The organism is Enterobacter sp. MGH 38 (genome assembly GCF_000492855.1).
Classification (GTDB): domain Bacteria; phylum Pseudomonadota; class Gammaproteobacteria; order Enterobacterales; family Enterobacteriaceae; genus Enterobacter; species Enterobacter hormaechei_C.
On the sequence record NZ_KI535608.1, the window covers coordinates 876,084 to 897,797 of the forward strand.

Annotated in this window: 25 protein-coding genes; 8 read left to right on the top strand and 17 right to left on the bottom strand. The window is 53.4% G+C overall.

Annotated features, from left to right (window positions below; genetic code table 11):
- Window positions 1–38: 38 nt before the first annotated feature.
- The gene (gene nagK / locus L384_RS07220; protein ID WP_023324463.1) at window positions 39–950 is read left to right on the top strand and encodes an N-acetylglucosamine kinase; all 912 of its coding nucleotides are present in this window, start codon (window positions 39–41) and stop codon (window positions 948–950) included.
- 14 nt (window positions 951–964) lie between these two features.
- A complete protein-coding gene (gene cobB / locus L384_RS07215; RefSeq protein WP_003857915.1) occupies window positions 965–1,786 on the top strand; it encodes a Sir2 family NAD+-dependent deacetylase in 822 nt (273 codons plus the stop codon).
- Window positions 1,787–1,820: 34 nt separating this feature from the next.
- Here the strand turns inward: cobB and potD are convergent, their stop codons facing one another.
- Genes potD through potA form a run of 4 tightly spaced genes read right to left on the bottom strand, consistent with a single transcriptional unit; the run spans window position 1,821 to window position 5,629 of the window.
- Window positions 1,821–2,855, bottom strand: coding sequence for a spermidine/putrescine ABC transporter substrate-binding protein PotD (gene potD, locus L384_RS07210; RefSeq protein ID WP_022650796.1), 1,035 nt, complete (start codon window positions 2,853–2,855; stop codon window positions 1,821–1,823).
- Window positions 2,852–3,643 carry a spermidine/putrescine ABC transporter permease PotC gene (gene potC, locus L384_RS07205; RefSeq protein ID WP_015570805.1) on the bottom strand — a complete coding sequence of 264 codons (792 nt, stop codon included), beginning with the start codon at window positions 3,641–3,643 and terminating at the stop codon, window positions 2,852–2,854. The genes potD and potC overlap by 4 nt, the downstream gene beginning before the upstream one ends.
- Complete coding sequence (gene potB, locus L384_RS07200) at window positions 3,640–4,497, bottom strand: spermidine/putrescine ABC transporter permease PotB (RefSeq protein WP_017693625.1); 858 nt, start codon at window positions 4,495–4,497, stop codon at window positions 3,640–3,642. The genes potC and potB overlap by 4 nt, the downstream gene beginning before the upstream one ends.
- The gene (gene potA / locus L384_RS07195; RefSeq protein ID WP_180252565.1) at window positions 4,481–5,629 is read right to left on the bottom strand and encodes a spermidine/putrescine ABC transporter ATP-binding protein PotA; all 1,149 of its coding nucleotides are present in this window, start codon (window positions 5,627–5,629) and stop codon (window positions 4,481–4,483) included. Before potA ends, potB begins: the two co-directional genes overlap by 17 nt.
- A gap of 237 nt (window positions 5,630–5,866) precedes the next feature.
- On the opposite strand from potA, the gene pepT reads away from it, so the two are divergent.
- On the top strand, window positions 5,867–7,090 hold the full coding sequence (gene pepT / locus L384_RS07190) for a peptidase T (RefSeq protein WP_023324465.1): 1,224 nt from the start codon (window positions 5,867–5,869) through the stop codon (window positions 7,088–7,090).
- 92 nt (window positions 7,091–7,182) lie between these two features.
- Here the strand turns inward: pepT and L384_RS07185 are convergent, their stop codons facing one another.
- The 3 genes from L384_RS07185 to phoP form a co-directional block, all read right to left on the bottom strand.
- On the bottom strand, window positions 7,183–8,304 hold the full coding sequence (locus tag L384_RS07185; protein WP_023324466.1) for a ribosomal protein uL16 3-hydroxylase: 1,122 nt from the start codon (window positions 8,302–8,304) through the stop codon (window positions 7,183–7,185).
- A gap of 91 nt (window positions 8,305–8,395) precedes the next feature.
- Entirely contained in the window at window positions 8,396–9,859 is a 1,464-nt protein-coding gene (gene phoQ, locus L384_RS07180) for a two-component system sensor histidine kinase PhoQ (RefSeq protein WP_015570801.1), read from the bottom strand.
- Window positions 9,860–10,531 carry a two-component system response regulator PhoP gene (gene phoP / locus L384_RS07175; RefSeq protein ID WP_026094318.1) on the bottom strand — a complete coding sequence of 224 codons (672 nt, stop codon included), beginning with the start codon at window positions 10,529–10,531 and terminating at the stop codon, window positions 9,860–9,862.
- A 394-nt stretch (window positions 10,532–10,925) separates the two neighbouring features.
- Between phoP and L384_RS07170 the strand changes: the two genes are divergently transcribed.
- Window positions 10,926–11,318, top strand: coding sequence for a hypothetical protein (locus L384_RS07170; protein ID WP_023324467.1), 393 nt, complete (start codon window positions 10,926–10,928; stop codon window positions 11,316–11,318).
- Between the two features lie 87 nt (window positions 11,319–11,405).
- Here the strand turns inward: L384_RS07170 and purB are convergent, their stop codons facing one another.
- Genes purB through rluE form a run of 5 tightly spaced genes read right to left on the bottom strand, consistent with a single transcriptional unit; the run spans window position 11,406 to window position 15,741 of the window.
- Complete coding sequence (purB, locus tag L384_RS07165) at window positions 11,406–12,776, bottom strand: adenylosuccinate lyase (protein ID WP_023324468.1); 1,371 nt, start codon at window positions 12,774–12,776, stop codon at window positions 11,406–11,408.
- Between the two features lie 19 nt (window positions 12,777–12,795).
- On the bottom strand, window positions 12,796–13,425 hold the full coding sequence (gene hflD / locus L384_RS07160) for a high frequency lysogenization protein HflD (protein ID WP_006809213.1): 630 nt from the start codon (window positions 13,423–13,425) through the stop codon (window positions 12,796–12,798).
- A gap of 27 nt (window positions 13,426–13,452) precedes the next feature.
- Window positions 13,453–14,565, bottom strand: coding sequence for a tRNA 2-thiouridine(34) synthase MnmA (mnmA, locus tag L384_RS07155; protein ID WP_032628201.1), 1,113 nt, complete (start codon window positions 14,563–14,565; stop codon window positions 13,453–13,455).
- A 40-nt stretch (window positions 14,566–14,605) separates the two neighbouring features.
- Window positions 14,606–15,079, bottom strand: coding sequence for an NUDIX hydrolase (locus L384_RS07150; protein WP_022650804.1), 474 nt, complete (start codon window positions 15,077–15,079; stop codon window positions 14,606–14,608).
- Window positions 15,079–15,741, bottom strand: a complete 663-nt coding sequence (gene rluE / locus L384_RS07145; protein ID WP_022650805.1) for a 23S rRNA pseudouridine(2457) synthase RluE — start codon at window positions 15,739–15,741, stop codon at window positions 15,079–15,081. Before rluE ends, L384_RS07150 begins: the two co-directional genes overlap by 1 nt.
- A gap of 117 nt (window positions 15,742–15,858) precedes the next feature.
- On the opposite strand from rluE, the gene icd reads away from it, so the two are divergent.
- Window positions 15,859–17,109: an NADP-dependent isocitrate dehydrogenase gene (gene icd / locus L384_RS07140; RefSeq protein WP_003857898.1), complete on the top strand. Its 1,251-nt coding sequence runs from the start codon at window positions 15,859–15,861 to the stop codon at window positions 17,107–17,109.
- A 75-nt stretch (window positions 17,110–17,184) separates the two neighbouring features.
- A complete protein-coding gene (locus tag L384_RS07135; RefSeq protein ID WP_022650806.1) occupies window positions 17,185–17,430 on the top strand; it encodes a YmjA family protein in 246 nt (81 codons plus the stop codon).
- A 4-nt stretch (window positions 17,431–17,434) separates the two neighbouring features.
- On the opposite strand, the gene L384_RS07130 is transcribed toward L384_RS07135, so the two are convergent.
- Both L384_RS07130 and yncL read right to left on the bottom strand, forming a co-directional pair.
- Window positions 17,435–18,934, bottom strand: a complete 1,500-nt coding sequence (locus tag L384_RS07130; protein ID WP_023324469.1) for an EAL domain-containing protein — start codon at window positions 18,932–18,934, stop codon at window positions 17,435–17,437.
- A 124-nt stretch (window positions 18,935–19,058) separates the two neighbouring features.
- Complete coding sequence (gene yncL, locus L384_RS22035; RefSeq protein WP_071524166.1) at window positions 19,059–19,151, bottom strand: stress response membrane protein YncL; 93 nt, start codon at window positions 19,149–19,151, stop codon at window positions 19,059–19,061.
- A gap of 370 nt (window positions 19,152–19,521) precedes the next feature.
- Between yncL and L384_RS07125 the strand changes: the two genes are divergently transcribed.
- Entirely contained in the window at window positions 19,522–19,770 is a 249-nt protein-coding gene (locus tag L384_RS07125) for a GlsB/YeaQ/YmgE family stress response membrane protein (RefSeq protein WP_003857896.1), read from the top strand.
- Between the two features lie 53 nt (window positions 19,771–19,823).
- On the opposite strand, the gene yoaJ is transcribed toward L384_RS07125, so the two are convergent.
- The 3 genes from yoaJ to L384_RS07115 are packed head-to-tail and all read right to left on the bottom strand — an operon-like array spanning window position 19,824 to window position 21,071.
- Window positions 19,824–19,898 carry a protein YoaJ gene (gene yoaJ / locus L384_RS22915; RefSeq protein ID WP_015570794.1) on the bottom strand — a complete coding sequence of 25 codons (75 nt, stop codon included), beginning with the start codon at window positions 19,896–19,898 and terminating at the stop codon, window positions 19,824–19,826.
- Window positions 19,899–19,997, bottom strand: coding sequence for a YoaK family small membrane protein (locus tag L384_RS22480; RefSeq protein ID WP_015570793.1), 99 nt, complete (start codon window positions 19,995–19,997; stop codon window positions 19,899–19,901). It abuts the gene before it with no gap.
- A gap of 45 nt (window positions 19,998–20,042) precedes the next feature.
- The gene (locus tag L384_RS07115; protein ID WP_023324470.1) at window positions 20,043–21,071 is read right to left on the bottom strand and encodes a sensor domain-containing diguanylate cyclase; all 1,029 of its coding nucleotides are present in this window, start codon (window positions 21,069–21,071) and stop codon (window positions 20,043–20,045) included.
- 312 nt (window positions 21,072–21,383) lie between these two features.
- Between L384_RS07115 and L384_RS07110 the strand changes: the two genes are divergently transcribed.
- Window positions 21,384–21,638 carry a putative hemolysin gene (locus tag L384_RS07110; protein ID WP_022650809.1) on the top strand — a complete coding sequence of 85 codons (255 nt, stop codon included), beginning with the start codon at window positions 21,384–21,386 and terminating at the stop codon, window positions 21,636–21,638.
- Window positions 21,639–21,714 lie beyond the last annotated feature (76 nt).

Sequence of the window (21,714 nt, forward strand, 5' to 3'; positions counted from 1 at the left end):
CGGTCTTTTGGCCGCTGAATCAAACAGAGGAATGCATCATGTATTACGGATTTGATATTGGCGGCACCAAGATTGCGCTCGGCGTGTTCGATAAAGATCTTAAGCTACAATGGGAAACCCGCGTCCCCACGCCGCGCGAAAGCTACGATGAATTTTTAACCGCCATTGCCGCGCTGGTGGCGCAAGCGGATGAACGCTTTGGCGTCAAAGGCAGCGTTGGCATTGGTATTCCGGGTATGCCCGAAACCGACGATGGCACGCTGTACGCGGCCAACGTGCCTGCCGCCAGCGGCAAACCGCTGCGGGCCGATCTCTCCGCGCTCCTTGAACGCGACGTGCGTTTAGATAACGATGCCAACTGCTTCGCGCTCTCTGAAGCCTGGGATGATGAATTCCGTCGCTTCCCGCTGGTGATGGGGCTGATCCTCGGAACGGGCGTCGGTGGCGGGATTGTCATTAACGGTAAGCCCATTACCGGGCGCAGCTACATCACCGGCGAATTTGGCCATATCCGCCTGCCGGTGGATGCTCTGGAGGTCGTCGGACGTGATTTCCCGCTGACCCGCTGCGGCTGTGGGCAGCACGGCTGTATTGAGAACTACCTGTCAGGCCGCGGGTTTGCATGGCTTTACGAACACTTCTATCATCAGAAACTTGAGGCCCCTCATATCATTACCCTGTGGGAGCAGGGGGATGCGCAGGCGCGTGAGCACGTCGAGCGCTATCTGGATCTGCTGGCGGTGTGTCTGGGGAATATCCTGACTATCGTCGATCCGGATCTGCTGGTGATCGGGGGAGGGCTGTCAAATTTCACTGCGATTACGGAACAGTTGTCCGGGCGTCTGACCCGACATTTATTGCCGGTCGCCCGCGTGCCGCGCATTGAGCGTGCGCGACACGGGGACGCAGGAGGCATGCGCGGAGCCGCATTCCTTCATCTCACCGATTAGTTTACGAGGTTATTATGCTGTCGCGTCGCCAGGGTCGACTCAGCCGTTTTCGCAAAAATAAACGCCGCTTACGTGAACGCCTGCGTCAGCGGATCTTTTTCAGAGACAGGATGATGCCAGAAGCGATGGATAAACCCAGAGTGGTGGTGTTGACCGGGGCGGGGATCTCCGCCGAATCCGGTATTCAGACTTTCCGCGCAGCGGATGGACTGTGGGAAGAACACCGAGTTGAAGATGTGGCGACGCCGGAAGGTTTCGCCCGCGACCCGGCGCTGGTGCAGGCGTTCTACAACGCCCGCCGTCGCCAGCTTCAGCAGCCGGAGATTGCGCCGAATGCGGCGCACCTGGCGCTGGCAAAGCTTGAGGAAGCGCTGGGGGATCGTTTTCTGCTGGTCACGCAGAACATCGACAATCTTCACGAAAGGGCAGGAAACCACAACATCATTCACATGCACGGCGAACTGCTCAAGGTGCGGTGCGCATGGAGTGGTCAGGTGCTGGAGTGGAAAGAGGACGTGCTGGACGAAGACCGCTGCCACTGCTGTCAGTTCCCTTCGCGTCTGCGTCCGCATGTGGTCTGGTTTGGCGAAATGCCGCTGGGAATGGATGAGATCTACAGCGCCCTGGCCATGGCGGACGTCTTTATCGCCATTGGTACTTCAGGACATGTCTATCCGGCGGCGGGATTTGTTCACGAAGCGCGACTTCAAGGTGCCCATACGGTGGAGCTTAATCTGGAGCCAAGCCAGGTCGGGAGTGAGTTTGAAGAGAAACATTACGGTCTGGCGAGCGAGGTGGTGCCAGCCTTTGTGGATAAATTCCTGAAGGGGCTATAAGAGTAACGGGCGACATTGCGTCGCCCGTTATGCATTAACGGCCTGCTTTTAGCTTCTGATAATATTCTTCATACAGGCGGCTCGCGTCACCGACGTCGTTCTGCCATTCCCCTTTGCTGATGGTTTCAGCGTCCGGATAAAGCGATTTATCATTTGCCACTTCAGGGCTTAAAAGCTTCCGTGCGGCCAGGTTTGGCGTCGGGTAGCCGATAGTTTCCGCCACCTCTTTTGCCACATCCGGGCGCAGCAGGAAGTTGATCAGCTTCAGGGCACCCTCGACGTTTTTCGCATTCGCCGGGATCGCGAGGCTGTCCATCCAGAAGATGCCGCCCTCTTTCGGCCAGACCACCTCAAGCGGCGTCCCGGCCTGACGCGCCACAAACGCAGAGCCGTTCCAGACCATCCCCAGATTCACTTCACCTTCCATATACGGGTTAGCCGGGTTATCCGAGTTGAACGCCGCCACGTTTGGCATCAGCTTTTTCAGTTCGTTATACGCTGCTTCGATTTCTTTCGGATCGGTGGTGTTGCCGGAATAGCCGAGTTTACGCAGCGCCACCTGGAACACTTCGCGCGCATCGTCGGTTAACAGCAGGCTGCTTTTGTATTCCGGCTTCCACAGGTCAGCCCAGGATGAAACCGTTTTGGGATCAATGGCATCGCTGTTGATGCCAATTGCCGTCGCGCCCCAGATGTACGGAATGGAGTAGTCGTTGTTCGGGTCGAACGGCTTGTTTAGCATCTCAGGATCGAGGTTAGAAAAATTCGTTAGCTTCGTTTTGTCGATCTTCTGGATCATGCCTTCTTTGCGCATCTTGTCGACGAAATAGGTCGACGGCACCACCAGGTCATACGCGCCATCTTTATAGGTTTTGAGCTTGGCGTACATGGTTTCATTCGACTCGTAGGTCGAATAGATCACCTTGATGCCTGTCTCTTTGGTGAACTGCTCCAGCAGGCCCGGCGGCACATACTCGGTCCAGTTGTAGAAATAGAGCGTTTTGCTGTCATCAGCATGCGCAGCGCCCATTCCGAGCACCAGTGCCGCAGCGGCAAGCATTTTTTTCATTTCTGTGTCCCCTGAGATTTTGTTTTATCACGAGCAATAACCTGGCTGGCAATCACCAGAACCAGCGATAACACCAACAGAATAGTCGCCAGCGCGTTCACTTCGGGTGAAACACCGACTTTAACCATTGAGTAGATCTTCAACGGCAGAATTTCATAGCTCGGCCCGGTGACGAAGGAGGACACGACCACGTCGTCCATCGACAGGGTAAAGCTGAGCAGCCATCCTGCTGCCACGGCGGGCATCGCCAGCGGCAGAATGATTTTGCGCAGAATGGTCATCTCGCTGGCACCCAGATCTTTCGCCGCTTCCAGCATGCGTACGTCGAACCCTTTCAGACGCGCGTAGACGGTTACCACCACAAACGGCAGACAGAAGGTGATATGCGAGAACAGCAGCGACCAGAAACCGAGCTGGACGCCCAGCAGCATAAACAGCACCAGCAGTGAAATGGCCATCACGATATCCGGGGACATCATCACCACAAACAGCATACCGCTGACGAACGGCTTACCGCGAAAACGGTAGCGGTACAGCGCCACGGCGGTCAACGAGCCAATCAGCGTCGCGAAGGTGGCAGAGAATACCGCCATTGTCAGCGAGTGCTGAGCGGCCTGTAGCAGGCTGTCATTGTTCATCAGCAGGCCATACCATTTGGTGGTAAACCCTTGCCAGTTGATCCCGAAGCGCGAGCTGTTAAAGGAGTTCACGATCAAAATGATTATCGGAATATAAAGATACGCATAAATGGCGGTCATAAAACCACCGCGAAGCAGTCGACCGATCATTCCAGCTCCACCTTCTTATTCAGCAGGCGTGAGGCACGCCAGTAAACCAGCAGCATCAGCCCCATCACCACCGTCAGCGTTATGCTGGTGGCCGAGCCGAACGGCCAGTCGCGAATGTTAAGGAACTGGCTCTTAATCACGTTACCGATCAGCAGGTTTTTCGCCCCGCCCATCAGGTCCGAGACGTAGAACAGCCCCATCGCAGGCAGCATGACCAGCAGACAGCCGGCGATAATACCCGGCATGGTCAGCGGAATAATGATGCGGACAAAGGTTTGTAACTTACTGGCGCCCAGGTCTTTCGCTGCTTCCAGCAGCGGTTTATCGAGCTTTTCAATGCTGGAGTAGAGCGGCATCACCATAAACGGCAGCAGGATATAGACCAGGCCGACAATCACCGCGCCCGGGGTGAACATGATGCGGATCGGCGTCTCGATCACCCCCAGCCACAGCAGAAACTCGTTCAGATAACCTTTGGTGCTGAGGAAGATTTTCAGCCCGTAGATGCGGATTAACGAGTTGGTCCAGAACGGCACAATCAGTAAAAACAGCAGCAGCGGCCGCACTTTTTGCGGCAGGCGGGCCAGGAACCAGGCGAACGGATACCCCAGTACCAGGCAGGCGAGGGTGGCAATCAGCGCCATATTGAGCGAGTGCAGCAGCACGTCAAAATAGAGCGGATCGAGCAGGCGCGCGTAGTTGTCCAGCGTAAAGACCATCGCCACGAAGTTCGCGTCGTCGCGGGTCAGGAAGCTGGTCACGATGATCATCAGGTTGGGAAGAAAGACAAACAACACAAGCCAACCGACGATCGTGGCAATCACCACATTCTGGAACTTACTTGTGTTCTTCATCAGCCAGTACAACCTCCCAGCTTTCTACCCAGTTGATGACCATTTTCTGATCCAGCGAGTGGTCGAAGTCCGGATCGTCCTCGTTAAAGAATTCGCTGACCATCACCATTTTGCCGTTTTCCAGTTCGACCACGGATTCGAGGGTCATCCCTTTGTAGTTACGTTCGCGAACGTAACCGATCAGACCTTCGACGTCAGCCGTGTCGTGGATCTCATCAACGCGGAGATCTTCCGGACGCAGCAGGACGTTGAGCCTTTGCCCCTTTTCCACGGCAAAGTTCACCGTGATGTTGCATTCGCGGCCTTCCACGTTCGCGCGCACGCGCTGCTCGTCCAGACGCTCAATCACCGTGGCGTTGAAAATATTGATTTCACCAATGAAGCTGGCGACGAACAGGTTTTTCGGCTCTTCGTAAATTTCACGCGGGGTGCCATCCTGCTCAATCTTGCCGTCACGCATCACCACGATACGGTCTGACATGGTCAGGGCTTCTTCCTGATCGTGCGTGACAAACACGAACGTAATGCCGAGCTTACGCTGAAGTGCTTTAAGCTCGTTCTGCATCTGCTTGCGCAGCTTGTAGTCCAGCGCGGAAAGGGATTCATCCAGCAGGAGCAGGCGAGGTTTGTTGACCACGGCGCGGGCAATGGCCACACGCTGCTGCTGACCACCGGAAAGTTGATGAGGCTTGCGCTGGGCGAATGCCTCCAGCTGCACCATGCGCAGGGCTTCGGTAACCCGAGGCGGGATCTCGCTGGCCGGTGTTTTTTGCATCCGCAGGCCAAACGCCACGTTCTCAAACACGGTCATGTGCGGGAACAGGGCATAGCTCTGAAAGACGGTATTGACGTGGCGATCTTCGGCAGGAACCTGGGTAATGTCCTGGTTCTCAAGATGGATATGGCCGTTATCGACGTTTTCCAGCCCGGCGATAAGGCGCAGGACGGTGGTTTTGCCGCAGCCGGAGGGGCCGAGCAGCGTGAGAAACTCACCGTCATTGATGGTCAGATTAAGGTCGGAAATGACATCTTTGCCATCGAAACTTTTACGAATTCGTTCCAGTTGCACCAGCGGTGAAAGGGAACGGTGTTGTGTATTCAATTTTCGCGCTGTCCCATATAGACGCCTCAGGCAGCAGACTGAAGCGGGGTTTGTGTGTAACCACCTTGGTGACTCGTAATGAGGGCGGACATTCTACGGCAAACCCATTGAATCGCCAATCCTTCTCACTTATTCATAAGCTACATTTATTAACGCAGAACGATATAAACGTAAAAAGTTCTCGTTTGCGGGATAAAAGTGACCTGACGCAATATTTGCGTTTTGCTGCTTAATGATAATGTTGTCACAAAAAGTGAGGGTGACTGCATGGATAAACTACTTGAGCGTTTCTTACATTACGTTTCGCTGGATACCCAATCTAAGCCGGGGGTCCGACAGGTGCCAAGCACCGAAGGCCAGTGGAAGCTGCTAAATCTGCTGAAAGAGCAGCTGGAGGCTATGGGGTTGGTTGACGTCACGCTCAGCGAAAAAGGGACCGTGATGGGAACGCTGCCGGCGAATATTGACGGCGATATCCCGGCAATTGGCTTTATTTCTCATGTCGATACCTCACCTGATTTTAGCGGTAAACACGTTAATCCGCAGATTGTTGAAAACTACCGCGGCGGTGATATAGCACTGGGCATTGGCGACGAAGTGCTGTCGCCAGTGATGTTCCCGGTACTGCATCAGCTGCTGGGGCAGACGTTAATCACCACCGACGGCAAAACCTTGCTGGGGGCCGATGACAAAGCGGGCATCGCCGAGATCATGACGGCGCTGGCGGTGCTGAAGGGCAAAAATATCCCGCATGGCGATATCCGCGTGGCCTTCACGCCGGATGAAGAGGTTGGAAAAGGCGCGAAACACTTTGACGTTGAGGCGTTTAACGCGCAATGGGCCTACACCGTTGACGGTGGCGGCGTGGGTGAACTTGAGTATGAAAACTTCAACGCGGCATCGGTAACGATCAAAATCGTCGGGAATAACGTGCACCCGGGCTCTGCGAAAGGAGTGATGGTGAATGCACTGTCGCTGGCTGCGCGTATTCATGCGGAAGTGCCCGCCGAAGAGAGCCCGGAGATGACGGAAGGGTATGAGGGTTTTTATCATCTGACCAGCATTAAGGGGACCGTGGACAGCGCGCAGATGCACTATATTGTCCGCGATTTCGACCGCAAAGCCTTTGAAGCGCGCAAGCGTAAGATGATGGAGATCGCGAAAAAAGTCGGCAAGGGGCTACATCCGGATTGCTATATTGAGCTCATCATCGAAGACAGCTATTACAATATGCGCGAGAAGGTGATGGAACATCCGCACATTCTTGATATCGCCCAGCAGGCGATGCGCGATTGTGACATCGAGCCGGTGATGAAACCGATCCGTGGTGGAACCGATGGTTCACAGCTGTCGTTTATGGGCCTGCCGTGCCCGAACCTGTTTACCGGTGGATATAACTACCACGGCAAGCATGAGTTCGTGACGCTGGAAGGGATGGAGAAAGCGGTGCAGGTGATTGTGCGGATAGCGGAGTTAACCGCGAAGCGGTAAAAAAAGCCCGGTGGCGCTTCGCTTACCGGGCCTACAGGAACGGCTTTTGTAGGCCGGGTAAGGCGTAGCTGCCACCCGGCAAACATCATGGTTCAGTCCTCAAAAAACCAGTACCCGCTGTTAACCAGCGCGGCCAGCATGGCGAGGAAGGAGGGATCGTCCAGCGCGTCGCCAAAGGTATCCGCAGTCAGCACCATATGGCTGGCAATTGCTTCCAGCGCCGGGCGATGCGGAGAGTCCAGGCGCTCGCCGTTGACGAATACCTCTTCGCCAATGCGCAGTACACGTAATCCGCCCAGACGAACCAGCTTATCGCCCTGCTGGAGCGCATCATAAATTTCATCTGCCTGATAAGGCGGCTCTGGCGGTGCGACGTCCAGTTCGTGACGCGACTGGCTGATAAACTCGCCAAACCACTGTCCGAATTGCTCCGGTTCGTTGATCAGATCCAGCATCATCCCGCGCAGCTTATCCAGCTCCTCTGGCAGAATATCCGCCGGATGCTCACGCGCCGGCACGTCCGGATCGCTGTAACGGTAACTGCCCAGCTCACGCTGTAAAACATAGTCAGCAAATCCGCTGATCATCTCGCGCCCGCTTGGCGCGCGGAAACCAACCGAATAGTTCAGCGAGTTTTCCAGGGAATAACCTTCATGCGGGAAGCCCGGTGGGATATAAAGAATGTCACCTGGCTCCAGCTCTTCATCAATGATCCCTTCAAACGGATCAACCTGGAGCAGATCCGGGTGCGGGCAGTGCTGTTTCATTGGCACTTTTTCGCCCACGCGCCAGCGACGGCGACCGGTACCCTGAATGATAAACACGTCGTACTGATCCAGATGCGGACCCACGCCGCCACCGGGAACGGAGAAGGAGATCATCAGATCGTCCATTCGCCAGTCTGGCAGGGCGCGGAAGGGACGCATTAAGGCTGCGGTAGGTTCGTGCCAGTTGTTGACCGCCTGCACCAGTAAAGACCAGTTGTTTTCGCCCAGGTGATCGTAGCTTTCAAAGGGACCGTGGCTGACCTGCCATTTCCCGTCCTGGTGGCTTACCAGACGGCTGTCTACCTCGTTTTCCATCGCCAGACCAGCGAGTTCGTCAGGAGAAATAGGGTCGATAAAATTGCTGATCCCGCGTTTAAGAACGACCGGGCGTTTTTGCCAGTAACGTTCAATAAAGTCGGGCCAGTTAAGCGTTAATTGATAATCCATATTTATGTATTCCGCAGGCTCTTACTGAGTCGGATTATAACGGAAGCCCCGCTCCCTGGCTGCGAGATCCGCGTATTTTTCACATTCCGGGTCAACTATCGTTCGATACGGGATGCTGGCGGCCAAAAATGACTTCCATCCGGGCTCCGCCCAGCAAACTTTCACCGGTTTCAATCTTGCCCTCGTACTGATCGACAATTTCCCTGGCGACGGATAATCCGACGCCCTGGCCTGGCCGCAGCGTATCGGCGCGCTGGCCGCGATCGAACACCACTTCGCGTTTATTACGGGGAATGCCAGGACCATCATCCTCAACGATAATATGCAGTTCGTTATCCGTTACCCGCGCGGAGACCTCGACAAACTCCAGACAATATTTGCAGGCGTTATCGAGCAGGTTTCCCATCACTTCCATAAAGTCATTCTTCTCGCCAACAAAGCTAATTTCCGGTGAGATATCCAGACTGATGTTGACCCCTTTACGCTGGTACACCTTGTTCAGCGCCGAGGTGAGGTTATCCAGCAGCGGGGCTACCGGGTGCAGTTCACGGCTCAACAGGGCGCTTCCGGAGCGCATGCTCGCGCGGTGCAGGTAATAGCCGATCTGCTGTGAAATACGGCTGATTTGTTCCAGCATCACCGGCTCTGCATCATCCACGCTCATTTTCGAACTGCGCATGGAACGCAGGGTACTCTGCATCACCGCCAGCGGGGTTTTCAGGCTGTGCGTAAGGTCGGTGAGCGTCGTGCGATACTTGTCGTAGCGTTCACGTTCGCTTTTCAGCAGGCGGTTGAGGTTGCGCACCAGGCTGGTCAGTTCGCGCGTAGTTTCCGGGTTCAGCTTCTCGCGGTGATGTTCCTCCAGCTCGCGTACCTCTTTGGCAAGGGATTCAATCGGGCGGAGGCTCCACCATGCAGCAACCCACAGGAGAGGGATCACCAGCAGCAGGTTGGCAGCCAGAACATACACAAACCAGTTCCATACCATATATGAGCGTTTCAGCTCAACCGGGATGGTATCGATCACCACAATGGTTAACTGCGGCATGTTCAGGGTGGCGGGATAAAGGTTGATGGCCACAGAGTGGGTCATCTCCGTGTCGTCATCTTCGGCACGGATCTCATTAAGCTTGATCTGTAAGGCGCGATCGTCACGCAGCAGGCTGCTGGTGGAGTTGAGATCGGCTTCTATTTCATGAAAACCGTTGGTTTTCAGCCATTCCGGACGGATGCGCTTTTTCAGCCACGGGACATCGCGCTGGGCCCACAGCAATTTCCCTTTTTCATCGTAGATCAGCGCCAGCGTCGGGCTCTGCTGATTCAGGTTTTCCGGCATCTCGACGGTAATTCGGTTGTTCTCCCACTTCGCCAGGGTATAAAACAGGTTACTTTCGCCGCGAAGCAGGCGGAAGGTGGTTTTATCGAAGCTCACGCTATACCCGACCAGCGCCACCATCCCGTAAGAGAGCGACAGCACCAGCACGACGGCGGCGGTTGCCAGCAAAAAGCGAACCCGCAGCGAAAGGGGTAAAATGTGACGCAAAATCCCTTTCATTTAGCGTAATTCAAACAGGTAGCCCTGACCACGCACGGTGGTGATCACGTCATGCGGGTACTGCGCCTGAATTTTTTTACGCAGGCGGCCCATCAGCACGTCAATGGTGTGGCTTTCGCGCAGTTCGGCATCCGGATAGAGCTGAAGCATCAGGGAATCTTTGCTCACCACTTTACCGTTGTTACGGATCAGCGTTTCCATGATGGTGTATTCGAATGCGGTCAGCTTGATCACTTCATCATTAATAGAAAATTCGCGGCGGGAGAGATCCACCTGGAATGGCGGCAGAGAGATCACCTGCGACGCCAGCCCGCTGTTGCGGCGCAGAAGCGCCTGCATACGCGCGGCGACTTCTTCAATATGGAAGGGTTTGGTCACGTAGTCATCCGCGCCAGCGCTCAGGACTTCAACCTTGTCCTGCCAGCCTTCACGGGCAGTTAGCACCAGCACCGGCAGGGAAACGTCATGGCTACGCCAGCGGCGGATAAGGGACAATCCGTCTTCATCCGGTAGCCCTAAATCGACAATGGCGATGTCCGGCAGGTGTTCATTGAGATAATAATCGGCCTCTTTTGCGTCTTCAGCATCGTCCACCTGATGACCCATCTCCTGAAGTTGAACTTTCAGGTGATGACGTAGCAATGCGTTATCCTCAACAACCAGTACGCGCATCATCACTTCTCCCTTTATAAATGGTATGAATAGTTTAACGCTGATTATTCAGGTTGACACCAGCGCGATGAAATTAAATGATTTTTTTGCATGCTCCAGAACACAGGGGGCATGACGCCAGGCGCGGGTAATATAAACGGACTTGTTTTCGCAAGCTTCTGCAATCCGGATAAAACAGCCATCCGTTTATGAAATGTTGAAGGCGAGTCGCTTTTTTGACAGAAGGGTCACGCCAGTTTTGTAAAGATTGCCCTTTTTTTTGTAAGGATGTTCTCACTATGTATGCCTTTGTCTATGCTTATTTTATGGTGCGAAATTAGATTTGCATAAGATGTGCCAGAAAAGCAGCATTTTTACACGACAAAACAGCAATATAGCGAGTAAAGAGGGTTTTATGGAATGGAAGGTTGTTGAGACTATTGCGAGCCCGGAAAGCGGAACTATCTTTTGCAAAGTTGAAACACAGTATGGCCTGAATTATATCCTGTGGTTAAAGGGAGATTATTACGTTCGTACAGGTGAAATCATCACCACCTCAAACCAGGGGATCCTGATTAACGATCGACGCCGTAGAGTATGGATAGCGCAGGCAATGCCCTTTACATCCATAGGCTGGATGGGGTTCAAACAGAAAAACGCGTGTCCAGGCAACCGGCAAGAGATGGATCGTCCGTGCACGGCTGAAACCCTGTGCCAGTTCAAACTGTGCCCGTTCGGCTTAAAACGATATATTCCGGAAAGTTATTCCACAACGAAAATTAACAACCATCCTGACGGCAGGCTTTAATCCCGGCAAAACAGGTAATGTGACGTGAAAACATCAACTCGATGATGAAAAACAGCCCCCTTTCCGGATGGAAAGGGGGAAGGGCGATTACTTCAGCTCGTCAACCATAGTGATGGCACGGCCAATATAGTTTGCCGGGGTCATCTCTTTCAGGCGCGCTTTTTCTTCTTCGGGCAGCGGCAGACCATCGATAAACTGTTTCATACCCTCAGCATCAACGCGTTTACCGCGGGTCAGCTCTTTGAGTTTCTCGTACGGTTTTTCAATGCCGTAACGACGCATCACGGTCTGAATCGGCTCCGCCAGCACTTCCCAGTTGTGATCCAGCTCGTCCAGCAGACGGTCGCGGTTAACTTCCAGTTTGCTCACACCTTTCAGGGTGGACTGGTAGGCGATCAGCGCGTAGCCAATACCTACGCCCAGGTTACGCAGCACCGTGGAGTCAGTCAGGTCGCGCTGCCAGCGGGATACCGGCAGCTTGCTCGCCATATGCTGCAACACGGCATTCGCCAGACCCAGGTTACCTTCGGAGTTTTCGAAGTCGATTGGGTTCACTTTGTGCGGCATGGTGGACGAACCGATTTCCCCGGCGATGGTTTTCTGCTTGAAGTGGTTCAGGGCGATGTAACCCCATACGTCACGATCGAAGTCGATCAGGATGGTGTTGAAGCGCGCAATGCAGTCAAACAGCTCGGCGATGTAGTCGTGCGGCTCAATCTGGGTGGTGTACGGGTTCCACTGGATCCCCAGAGAGGTCACAAACTCTTCGCTGAACTGGTGCCAGTCCACTTCCGGGTACGCGGCGATGTGGGCGTTGTAGTTACCCACAGCGCCGTTGATTTTGCCGAGGATCTCAACCTGCTCCAGCTGACGATACTGGCGTTCCATGCGGTACGCCACGTTCGCCATCTCTTTACCCATGGTGGATGGGGTTGCTGGCTGGCCGTGAGTACGGGACAGCAGCGGAATGTCGCGGTATTCCACGGACAGCGCTTTCACCGCATCAATGATTTTACGCCAGTAAGGGAGTACCACCTCTTTCCGCGCGGTAGAGAGCATCAGCGCGTGAGACAGGTTGTTAATATCCTCAGACGTACAGGCGAAGTGAATAAATTCAGATACCGCGTGCAGGGCAGGGACGCATGCCACTTTCTCTTTCAGGAAGTATTCAACTGCTTTCACGTCGTGGTTGGTGGTGCGTTCGATGGTTTTAATGCGCGCGGCATCTTCTTCGCTGAACTCAGCAACGATTTTATCAAGGTAATCGTTTGCCTTTGCGTCAAAAGCAGGAACTTCCTTGATTGCTGTCTGGGCGGCCAGCTTTTGCAGCCAGCGTACTTCAACCTGAACACGGAACTTCAGCAGGCCATATTCGCTGAAGATCCCGCGCAGCGCGCTGACTTTATCGCCGTAGCGTCCATCGACAGGGGATACGGCGGTCAGTGAGGATAATTCCATAATTCGCAACTCCGGGAGGTTAACAATGAGCAAGAATTTGTTTTGCCTGAGTCGTCAGGCGATGACGAGAAAACATTAACTGTAGGCGGCCACCGCCGACCTGTTGCCACAGCACGGCGGCACGGATGCCTGCCAGCAGCGAAGCGCGTACCTTCGCCTGTACCTGTGGGCTTTGCAATACGGCAGGCGAACCGGTGACCTGAATACGCGGGCCGAGCGGGCTAATCACGTCAACATAGATACCGGCCATCGCGCTCAGCAGGGTCTCAGACTGGAGGTCAAAGTGGTCGAGCTGGCGCTGTAGCCCGGCGATGCGATCGCCCAGGGTATTCATTGCGCCTTTTGCCGCGTTCAGCTTACGTTCCAGCACCATCAGGCTTAAGGTGTAGCGGGTCAGTTCCGCATTCAACCCCTGACGGTTGCTGGCGTTGAGCACGCCGAGCAGAGTTTCAAGACCGAGACGAAGATTGGTTTCACTGCCGCCAAAGACGCCCAGCGTGGAGCCTGGGTTGAGGTCGATAACGCTGTTAAGTGAAACGTGCAGGGCGTCAGCGTCGCAATGACCCTGATGCGCCAGCTGTTGCACCAGACGGGCTGACTGGCAAATTCCCGCCAGCGCCAGGGTGATGTCGTAATAGTTCTTCGCCACACGGTCTCCTTTATGTGTGCAAACGGTTTAAACAGCAGGCAGCGGCAGGCGCTGTTCAATGATCCCACCGCCGAGGCAAATTTCGCCGCTGTAGAAAACAGCAGACTGGCCAGGGGTAACGGCGGAAACCGGCTCGTCGAAACGCACGTCAATGCGATCGTCATCCAGTGCGGTTACGGTGCAAGGGATGTCCGTCTGGCGATAGCGCGTTTTCACTGTGCAGCGCAGCGTGCCTTCCAGCGGCTCGCGATCGACCCAGTGCAGCTGTTGCGCGATCAGTCCAACGGACATCAGGCGCGGGTGGTCGTGACCCTGAGCCACAACCAGAATATTGTTTTCGACGTCTTTGTCGACCACATACCACGGATCTTCGCTGCCCTCTTTGGTGCCGCCGATACCCAGACCTTTACGCTGGCCGAGAGTGTGGTACATCAGTCCCTGGTGCTGACCAATCTCATCACCGTCAACGGTGACGATTTTGCCCGGCTGTGCAGGCAGGTAGCGCCCCAGGAACTCGCGGAATTTACGCTCGCCGATAAAACAAATACCGGTGGAGTCTTTTTTCTTCGCGGTGATCAGATCCAGATCTTCAGCAATCTTACGCACTTCCGGCTTTTCCAGCTCGCCGACCGGGAACAGACTTTGGGCAATCTGTTCGTGGCTCAGCGTATAGAGGAAGTAGCTCTGATCTTTATTGCCGTCCAGGCCGCGCAGCAGCTGGCTTTTGCCATTCACATCCGCGCGACGCACGTAGTGGCCAGTCGCAATGTAGTCTGCGCCCAGGTCTTCCGCAGCGAATTCCAGGAAGGCTTTAAATTTGATCTCTTTGTTGCACAGGATATCCGGGTTTGGCGTGCGGCCCGCTTTGTACTCTTCGAGGAAGAGTTCAAAAACGTTGTCCCAGTATTCTGCGGCAAAGTTAACGGTGTGCAGTTCGATGCCGAGCTTATCGCACACGGCCTGCGCATCGGCGAGATCCGCAGCGGCAGTGCAGTATTCCTCGCCATCGTCTTCCTCCCAGTTCTTCATGAACAGGCCCTCCACCTTATAGCCCTGTTGCTGCAACAGGTAGGCGGAAACGGAGGAATCGACACCGCCGGACATGCCGACGATTACTTTTTTCTGGCTGTTATCTGACATGGAATACTCACGACATTGAACTTCAAGGCGGCGTATTCTATCACGCCCCCCCACCATTGACACCCTCTGTAAACGGCCAGTTAAATTCTGCAATGACATCCAGCGGCAGGCGCGCCGTAGACTGCCAGCAGCGGATGCTTTCCGCAACCAGTGGCGAGCGCAGGTTTGGCGCGTTCAGGATCTCCTCTGCGGTCACCCACAGGCAGCGATCGATATCGTCGTCGTGCGGTTCAGTGGCGCACGTTTCGTTAAGCTCAACGGCGAATAAAAAGCGCAGGAAAGGTGTCTGGTCAGGCGCTATCCACTGATGCATACGGATAAAGTGCTGCGGTTCGGCGCGGATACCCGTCTCTTCCCAGAGCTCGCGTTTCGCTGCCTGCAATAAGGTTTCATTGGCTTCAAGATGCCCGGCTGGCTGGTTCCACAGCGCTTTGCCGTTAATGGTCTCTTCCACCACCAGGAATTTCCCCTGCGCGTGGACCACGCAGGCGACCGTAACATGAGGTTTAAACATCAGTTCTCCTTAGGGGTAACATCCCGCCATTCCCCGTTTGCCAGCGAGTCCAGCGTATAGCTGCCCATGGCGTAGCGAATGAGTCGCAGGGTAGGGAAGCCCACATGCGCAGTCATGCGCCTGACCTGTCGGTTGCGGCCTTCATAAAGGGTGATTTTAAGCCAGCTGGTAGGAATGGATTTACGCTCACGAATCGGCGGGTTGCGCGGCCACAGCCACTCGGGTTCATTCACACGTTCAATACCAGCCGGCAGGGTGGGACCGTCGTTCAGCGTTACGCCGTTGCGCAGTTTTGCCAGCGACGCGTCGTCCGGCTCGCCTTCAACCTGCACATAGTAAATTTTTCCGGTACGTTTGCCCGGCTGAGTAAGCCTGGCCTGGAGCACGCCGTCATTGGTAAGGACCAGCAGCCCCTCGCTGTCGCGATCCAGACGTCCCGCTGCGTAGACTCCCTGTACGGGGATAAAGTCCTTCAGCGTGCTGCGCCCGGCCTCGTCGGTAAACTGCGGCAATACATCGTAGGGTTTATTGAACAGTATGACCCGCGTTGGCTGGGGTTCTGGCGTTCTTCTGGTGGCTTGTCGTGAGCTGAATCGCTCAACCCGGTGTTTTCTAAAAGAAGTTTTCGTCATGGTATTTTCAGGCGTTATCAATTGCCGCATTATAGCCTAATAACGAAGACCTTTCATGGCGTCGGACAATCAGGTACTATCGGAAGGCTCATTACAATTTATTAACATAAGATCAGTAACAACCAGAAGCGCTCGAAGGAGAGGTTAATGGAAAGCAAAGTAGTTGTTCCGGCGGAAGGTAAAAAGATCACCCTGCAAAACGGCAAGATTAACGTTCCTCACAACCCGATTATCCCGTTCATTGAAGGCGACGGTATCGGTGTAGACGTTACCCCGGCGATGCTGAAAGTGGTTGATGCCGCTGTTGAGAAAGCCTACAAAGGCGAGCGTAAAATTTCCTGGATGGAAATTTACACCGGTGAAAAATCCACTCAAGTTTATGGCCAGGACGTCTGGCTGCCAGCCGAAACGCTGGACCTGATCCGCGACTATCGCGTTGCTATCAAAGGCCCTCTGACCACGCCAGTTGGCGGCGGCATTCGCTCCCTGAACGTGGCGCTGCGTCAGGAACTGGATCTGTATGTGTGTCTGCGTCCGGTGCGTTACTACCAGGGCACTCCAAGCCCGGTTAAGCACCCGGAACTGACCGACATGGTTATCTTCCGTGAAAACTCTGAAGACATCTACGCGGGTATCGAATGGAAAGCGGACTCTGCTGATGCAGAAAAAGTGATTAAATTCCTGCGCGAAGAGATGGGCGTGAAGAAAATTCGCTTCCCAGAGCATTGCGGCATCGGCATCAAGCCGTGCTCCGAAGAAGGGACCAAGCGTCTGGTGCGTGCCGCCATCGAATACGCTATCACCAACGACCGTGACTCTGTGACCCTGGTTCACAAAGGCAATATCATGAAGTTCACCGAAGGCGCGTTCAAAGACTGGGGCTACCAGCTGGCGACCGAAGAGTTCGGCGGTGAACTGATCGACGGCGGCCCATGGCAGAAAATTAAGAACCCGAACACCGGTAAAGAGATCATCATTAAAGATGTGATTGCCGATGCGTTCCTGCAACAGATCCTGCTGCGTCCTGCTGAGTATGACGTGATCGCCTGTATGAACCTGAATGGTGACTACATCTCCGATGCGCTGGCAGCACAGGTGGGTGGTATCGGTATCGCCCCGGGCGCGAACATCGGTGACGAGTGCGCCCTGTTCGAAGCCACTCACGGTACTGCACCTAAATACGCAGGCCAGGACAAAGTCAACCCAGGCTCTATCATTCTGTCCGCAGAGATGATGCTGCGTCATATGGAATGGTTCGAAGCCGCAGACCTGATCGTTAAGGGTATGGAAGGCGCGATTAACGCGAAAACCGTCACCTATGACTTTGAACGTCTGATGGAAGGCGCTAAACTGCTGAAATGCTCAGAGTTTGGCGACGCGATTATCGCGAACATGTAATCCACTCGCTGGGTTAAATGACAACGGGAGCCTGAGGGTTCCCGTTTTTTATGCACACAAGACGGAAACAACGCTATGACCCATGATATCCCGCTCAAGTATTATGACATCGTCGACGAGTATGCGACTGAAACGGCGAAACCGGTAGAAGAGGCAGAGCGTACGCCGCTGGCACACTATTTCCAGCTGCTGCTCACTCGCTTATACAACAATGAGGAAATCAGTGAAGAGGCGCAGCGGGAGATGGCTGTCCAGGCGGAGATAGACGAAGCGCGCATTGACGATATTGCGAACTTCCTGAATCAGTGGGGCAATGAATAACGCGTCATCGCGCTGAGTCTGCCAGCAGCCTGGCGAGGTCGTGCCGGGTTAGCGACTTTGAAAAGTACCAGCCTTGTACGAGGGCATCGGGGTATCTCTGCGCGATGAACTGAAATTGTGTTTCGCTTTCAACCCCTTCAAAAACCAGGGTTTTGTTCAGTTTAGCGAGCGCGTCGCTGAAGATCACCAGGATATCCTGTTTATAGTGCTCGCTGATGCCGTCCACTAACGACTTATCTACCTTGATTTCGTCATATTTGAGATTAGTGAGCCTGGCAAGATTAGAGTTTTGCACGCCAAAATCGTCTATTGAAATTTTGACGCCTGCCGATTTAAGCTCCTCACAAAACTCTTCAAGGATGGCCGAGGTGGAAACGCCATTCTCGGATAACTCAACTTTGATTAACGATAAAGGAATCGCGTTCTCTGAGCATGCATGACGTAATACCGACAGGAATTTGCCGTCTTCAATTTCCGTCCGGCCAACGTTCAGTGAAATCATTAACTGATGTTCAGCGGCCAGCGCGGCAATTTCCGCCAGGGATTTCTTTATCATGTTCTGATAATAAACGTTATACAGGCCAATTTTTTTGATTAACGGGATAAACAGCTCAGGAGAAACCTCTTTGTGATTGTTATCCTGCCATCTTGATAACACTTCAACCCCGACGATTTTCTTATCAGCCACCCGAATAACGGGCTGAAAATGAACGCTGATGGTATTCGCTTTCACCGCCTTGACCAGCGTTCGCTCCAGAGAACGTCGGTCTTCATAAAGTCGAAGAGAAAACAGCGTCAGGGATACCCAGATAAAGTATAAAAACAGACACAGAAGCACCATCACTACGTGGGAGAGCGAAGCCAGTCCGGCATCGTGGTGTGTGACGGTGACACACAAATCCCAGCGTGTACTGCACTCTGTCACAGCCAGCGTAAATAACAGAGACTGTAAGCGGCTAAGGTTTTCTGATGGCGGCGTAACGGTGAAAAAGGTGCGGCCGAAATCTTTAGTGGAAGAACGAAGCGAATAGTTGGCGGTAACGGGGGCAAATTTATCGTAGGCTGAACGGGAGGTGAAAATAATAAGGTGGTTATAAATTGTCGCATTACCGATAAAGAAATCTTTCTGCGAAAACTGCGCCAGACTGAATCCGTTCTGGGTTTTATGCAGCTCAGGGGGAAGGGCGATGGGATTTGCCAGCTTGCCCCAAAACGCGGTGCAGGTGATTTTCCCCTTTTCAATAAACCCCACATCGGCGAAATAGAGACTACGCATCTTTAATTTTCGGTAGACGTTCAGACTGGCGCTATCGCATCCCTGCACGGTGGTATTTTTAAGCGTACTGGCGATATTTTGTGTTAACTCTTCGGAATAGCTTAAGAGCGTGTGGGAGATCTCCCTCTGCCGGTTCTTTTGCTGCTCAGCGATAATGGCGTTAACCGCATACAGCGACAGGACGACCATTAGGGTTGAGATGATAGCAACGGCAATGGCCTTCTTCATTTTCCTGCTGTCCCGCCACGTCCTGAGGTGCAGGGATCTTATCACAGGTCATAAAAGCTACAAGTATGAGAGTTGAGCCGGCACGGAATCGGAAGGAAATCCACCTTGCCAGGCTCCTTTCAACTCAGAACCACTCAAACCGTGTTGAGAGCAGTAACAGTAGCGTACTGGCAGAAACAAGATTAAGGCAGATGACGAACTTGCTCGATACGTTCATGTTATCAACGCTTTTTGGTTATTCAGAAGCCACAGAGAATAGCGTTTCACCTCCACAGAAAAAACGCCAGATTTTGGTGGGTTGAGGCAAAAAAAAGCCCACTAAAAAGTGGGCAAGAAATACTGGAAGCAATGTGAGCAATGTCGTACTGAATACCTGAGTTATTTGCTCAACTATTCAGTAATGAGAAAGATAATCTTTCTCAGTAGAAGATGCAACCCCAGGATGAGTGTGGATCGACATTTTTTACTGCTCATATTTTACTCAAACGAGCCGTGTGATTCTTATCACAAATTTCCTTTCTCAGATCCTGTGCTATCCTTTTCTGTGTCGTTGATTTAATGACAAAAACCATACAGAGAGGAAAGCTATGGGAATTTTATCCTGGATTATCTTTGGGCTGATTGCGGGGATCCTGGCGAAGTGGATTATGCCGGGCAAAGATGGCGGCGGTTTCATCGTCACGATCATTCTGGGGATTGTGGGTGCAGTCGTCGGCGGCTGGATCAGTACCCTGTTCGGCTTTGGCAGAGTTGATGGCTTCAACTTCGGCAGCTTTGTCGTCGCGGTGATTGGCGCGCTGGTTGTTCTGTTTATCTACAGAAAAATCAAAAGCTAAATCTGACCTGTGTTAAAAAAGGCTGCCTGACGGCGGCCTTTTTACTTTGGGCGTTACCACCAGCCTAACTGCGTACCGGCGACGGCCACGATGGCGACAATCAGCATGATGATGGTCGTTTTTCTCATTTATGCCCCCGGCGCGGCGTAACCGCCAAGGAAAAACCAGCCTAAAAACACCACCGCTGTGATAAAAATAACCACCGGAAAGAGGATCCCTATTCTCATGCCATCACCTGTTTGAGTTTGTATAAGGCCGTAGAGTGTACGGTTTTAATCTAACGCGACAAAGCCTGTTTTGCTTTTTCCTTTTTTATCCTGATACATCGCGAGGTCCGCGGTGCGCAGGGCGCTATCTTCATCCGTGCTGTGAGGATCAACAATAACGACGCCAAGGCTTGCACCGGGATAAAGAATGGTGGCATTGCCTAACCCGTATTCGCCCGCAATAAGACCATTGAGGCGGGTTTTGATTGCGTTGATCTCTGTACTGGTGTCGCCATCATCGCTGTGACTCAGGCTGGCAACCAGAAATTCATCGCCGCCGAGCCGGCCAATAATCTCATCCTGCGTTTGCTCGTGAGTCAGTCGCTTGCCGACCTGTACGAGGAAGCGATCGCCCGCCTCATGCCCGTACTGGTCATTGATTCGCTTGAAATCATCGAGGTCAATAAAGGCAATCATGACGTTGCGGCTAAGATGGCGCGCCAGTGAGAACAGGGTGGTAAGGTTTTCAAAAATGGCGCGACGATTCGGCAGGCCGGTAAGGGGGTCGGTGTAAGAGTGGGTAATGAGCGCCGCATTTGCTTCACGAAGCTGAAGCACAAGCGACTCTTTCTGAATATACTGACCAATTAACCCGGCAAAGAGCCTGATCACCTGCTCGCCACGCTCGCTGAACTGTTTCTGTGCGGTGCTGGCAGCGCAAAGCGTGCCGTACAGAGAACCGTCAGCCAGGTGAACCGGCACGCTCATATAGGTTGTAATACCCAGTGCTTTTGCCGCTTCACACTCCGGCCAGCGGTCAGGCACCTCGTTACTGAACAAAGTGTCGCTATCCATGGCGCGCTTACAGAGCGTTTCGTCCCAGGGCACGCTGAACCCTTCCGGGATTTGCATTTGCTTGCTGTTACGGGCATATAAAATGTGCTGCAAACGCGCGTTAATATCGATTTTGGTCAGGTAGGTTGATTCCATATCCGTCACAATTTCCAGCATTTCCAGTAGCTGACGCACAAGACTGTCGAGAGATTGCTCAGTGGAGAGGGTTTCTGAAACACGGGCAAGAATGATATCTGACATGAGGCAGGTTGACTCCCATGCAGAAGACCTCTGTATCTGCATGTTATGCTGAAAATTTAGACTCCGGTCATAGTAAAACATGAACAGGATTAATTTTATAGATTCTTCTGAAAGCGGATGAGGGAGAGGCTAAAAAAAAGCCCCGATGTTGAGATCGGGGCAAAACATCTTGATTACGGAATGATGTTCTCTGGTCAGTGTGAGAACAGGTATCACTATAAGAGGGAATCGTGCAGGTTTAATGGAGAAATCATGGAGAAAACGGCGATGACCCGTTACTCTGACGTTTTTACACCCTGAAGGATCATGATAATGAAATATCTTCTCCTGGCGCTGGTTGTACCGCTGGCCGCCTGCTCAACAAAGACCACCCCTCCTGATGCGCCTCAACCGCCGCACGCTATTGGTATGGCAAACCCGGCGTCAGTGTACTGTCTGGAGAAAGGGGGAGAGCAAATCCCTGTTCAAAGCCCGCAGGGTGTACGTACCGAGTGCAAATTACCAGGCGGGGAAGTGATCGATGAATGGGATCTCTACCGACGCGATCACCCGCAACCAACCAGATGACAAGGGCAATAAAACTGCGATACACTTCTCTTTAGGATTATTCTTAGCCAGTTTCTGGCAGTACGTTTGCGAGAAG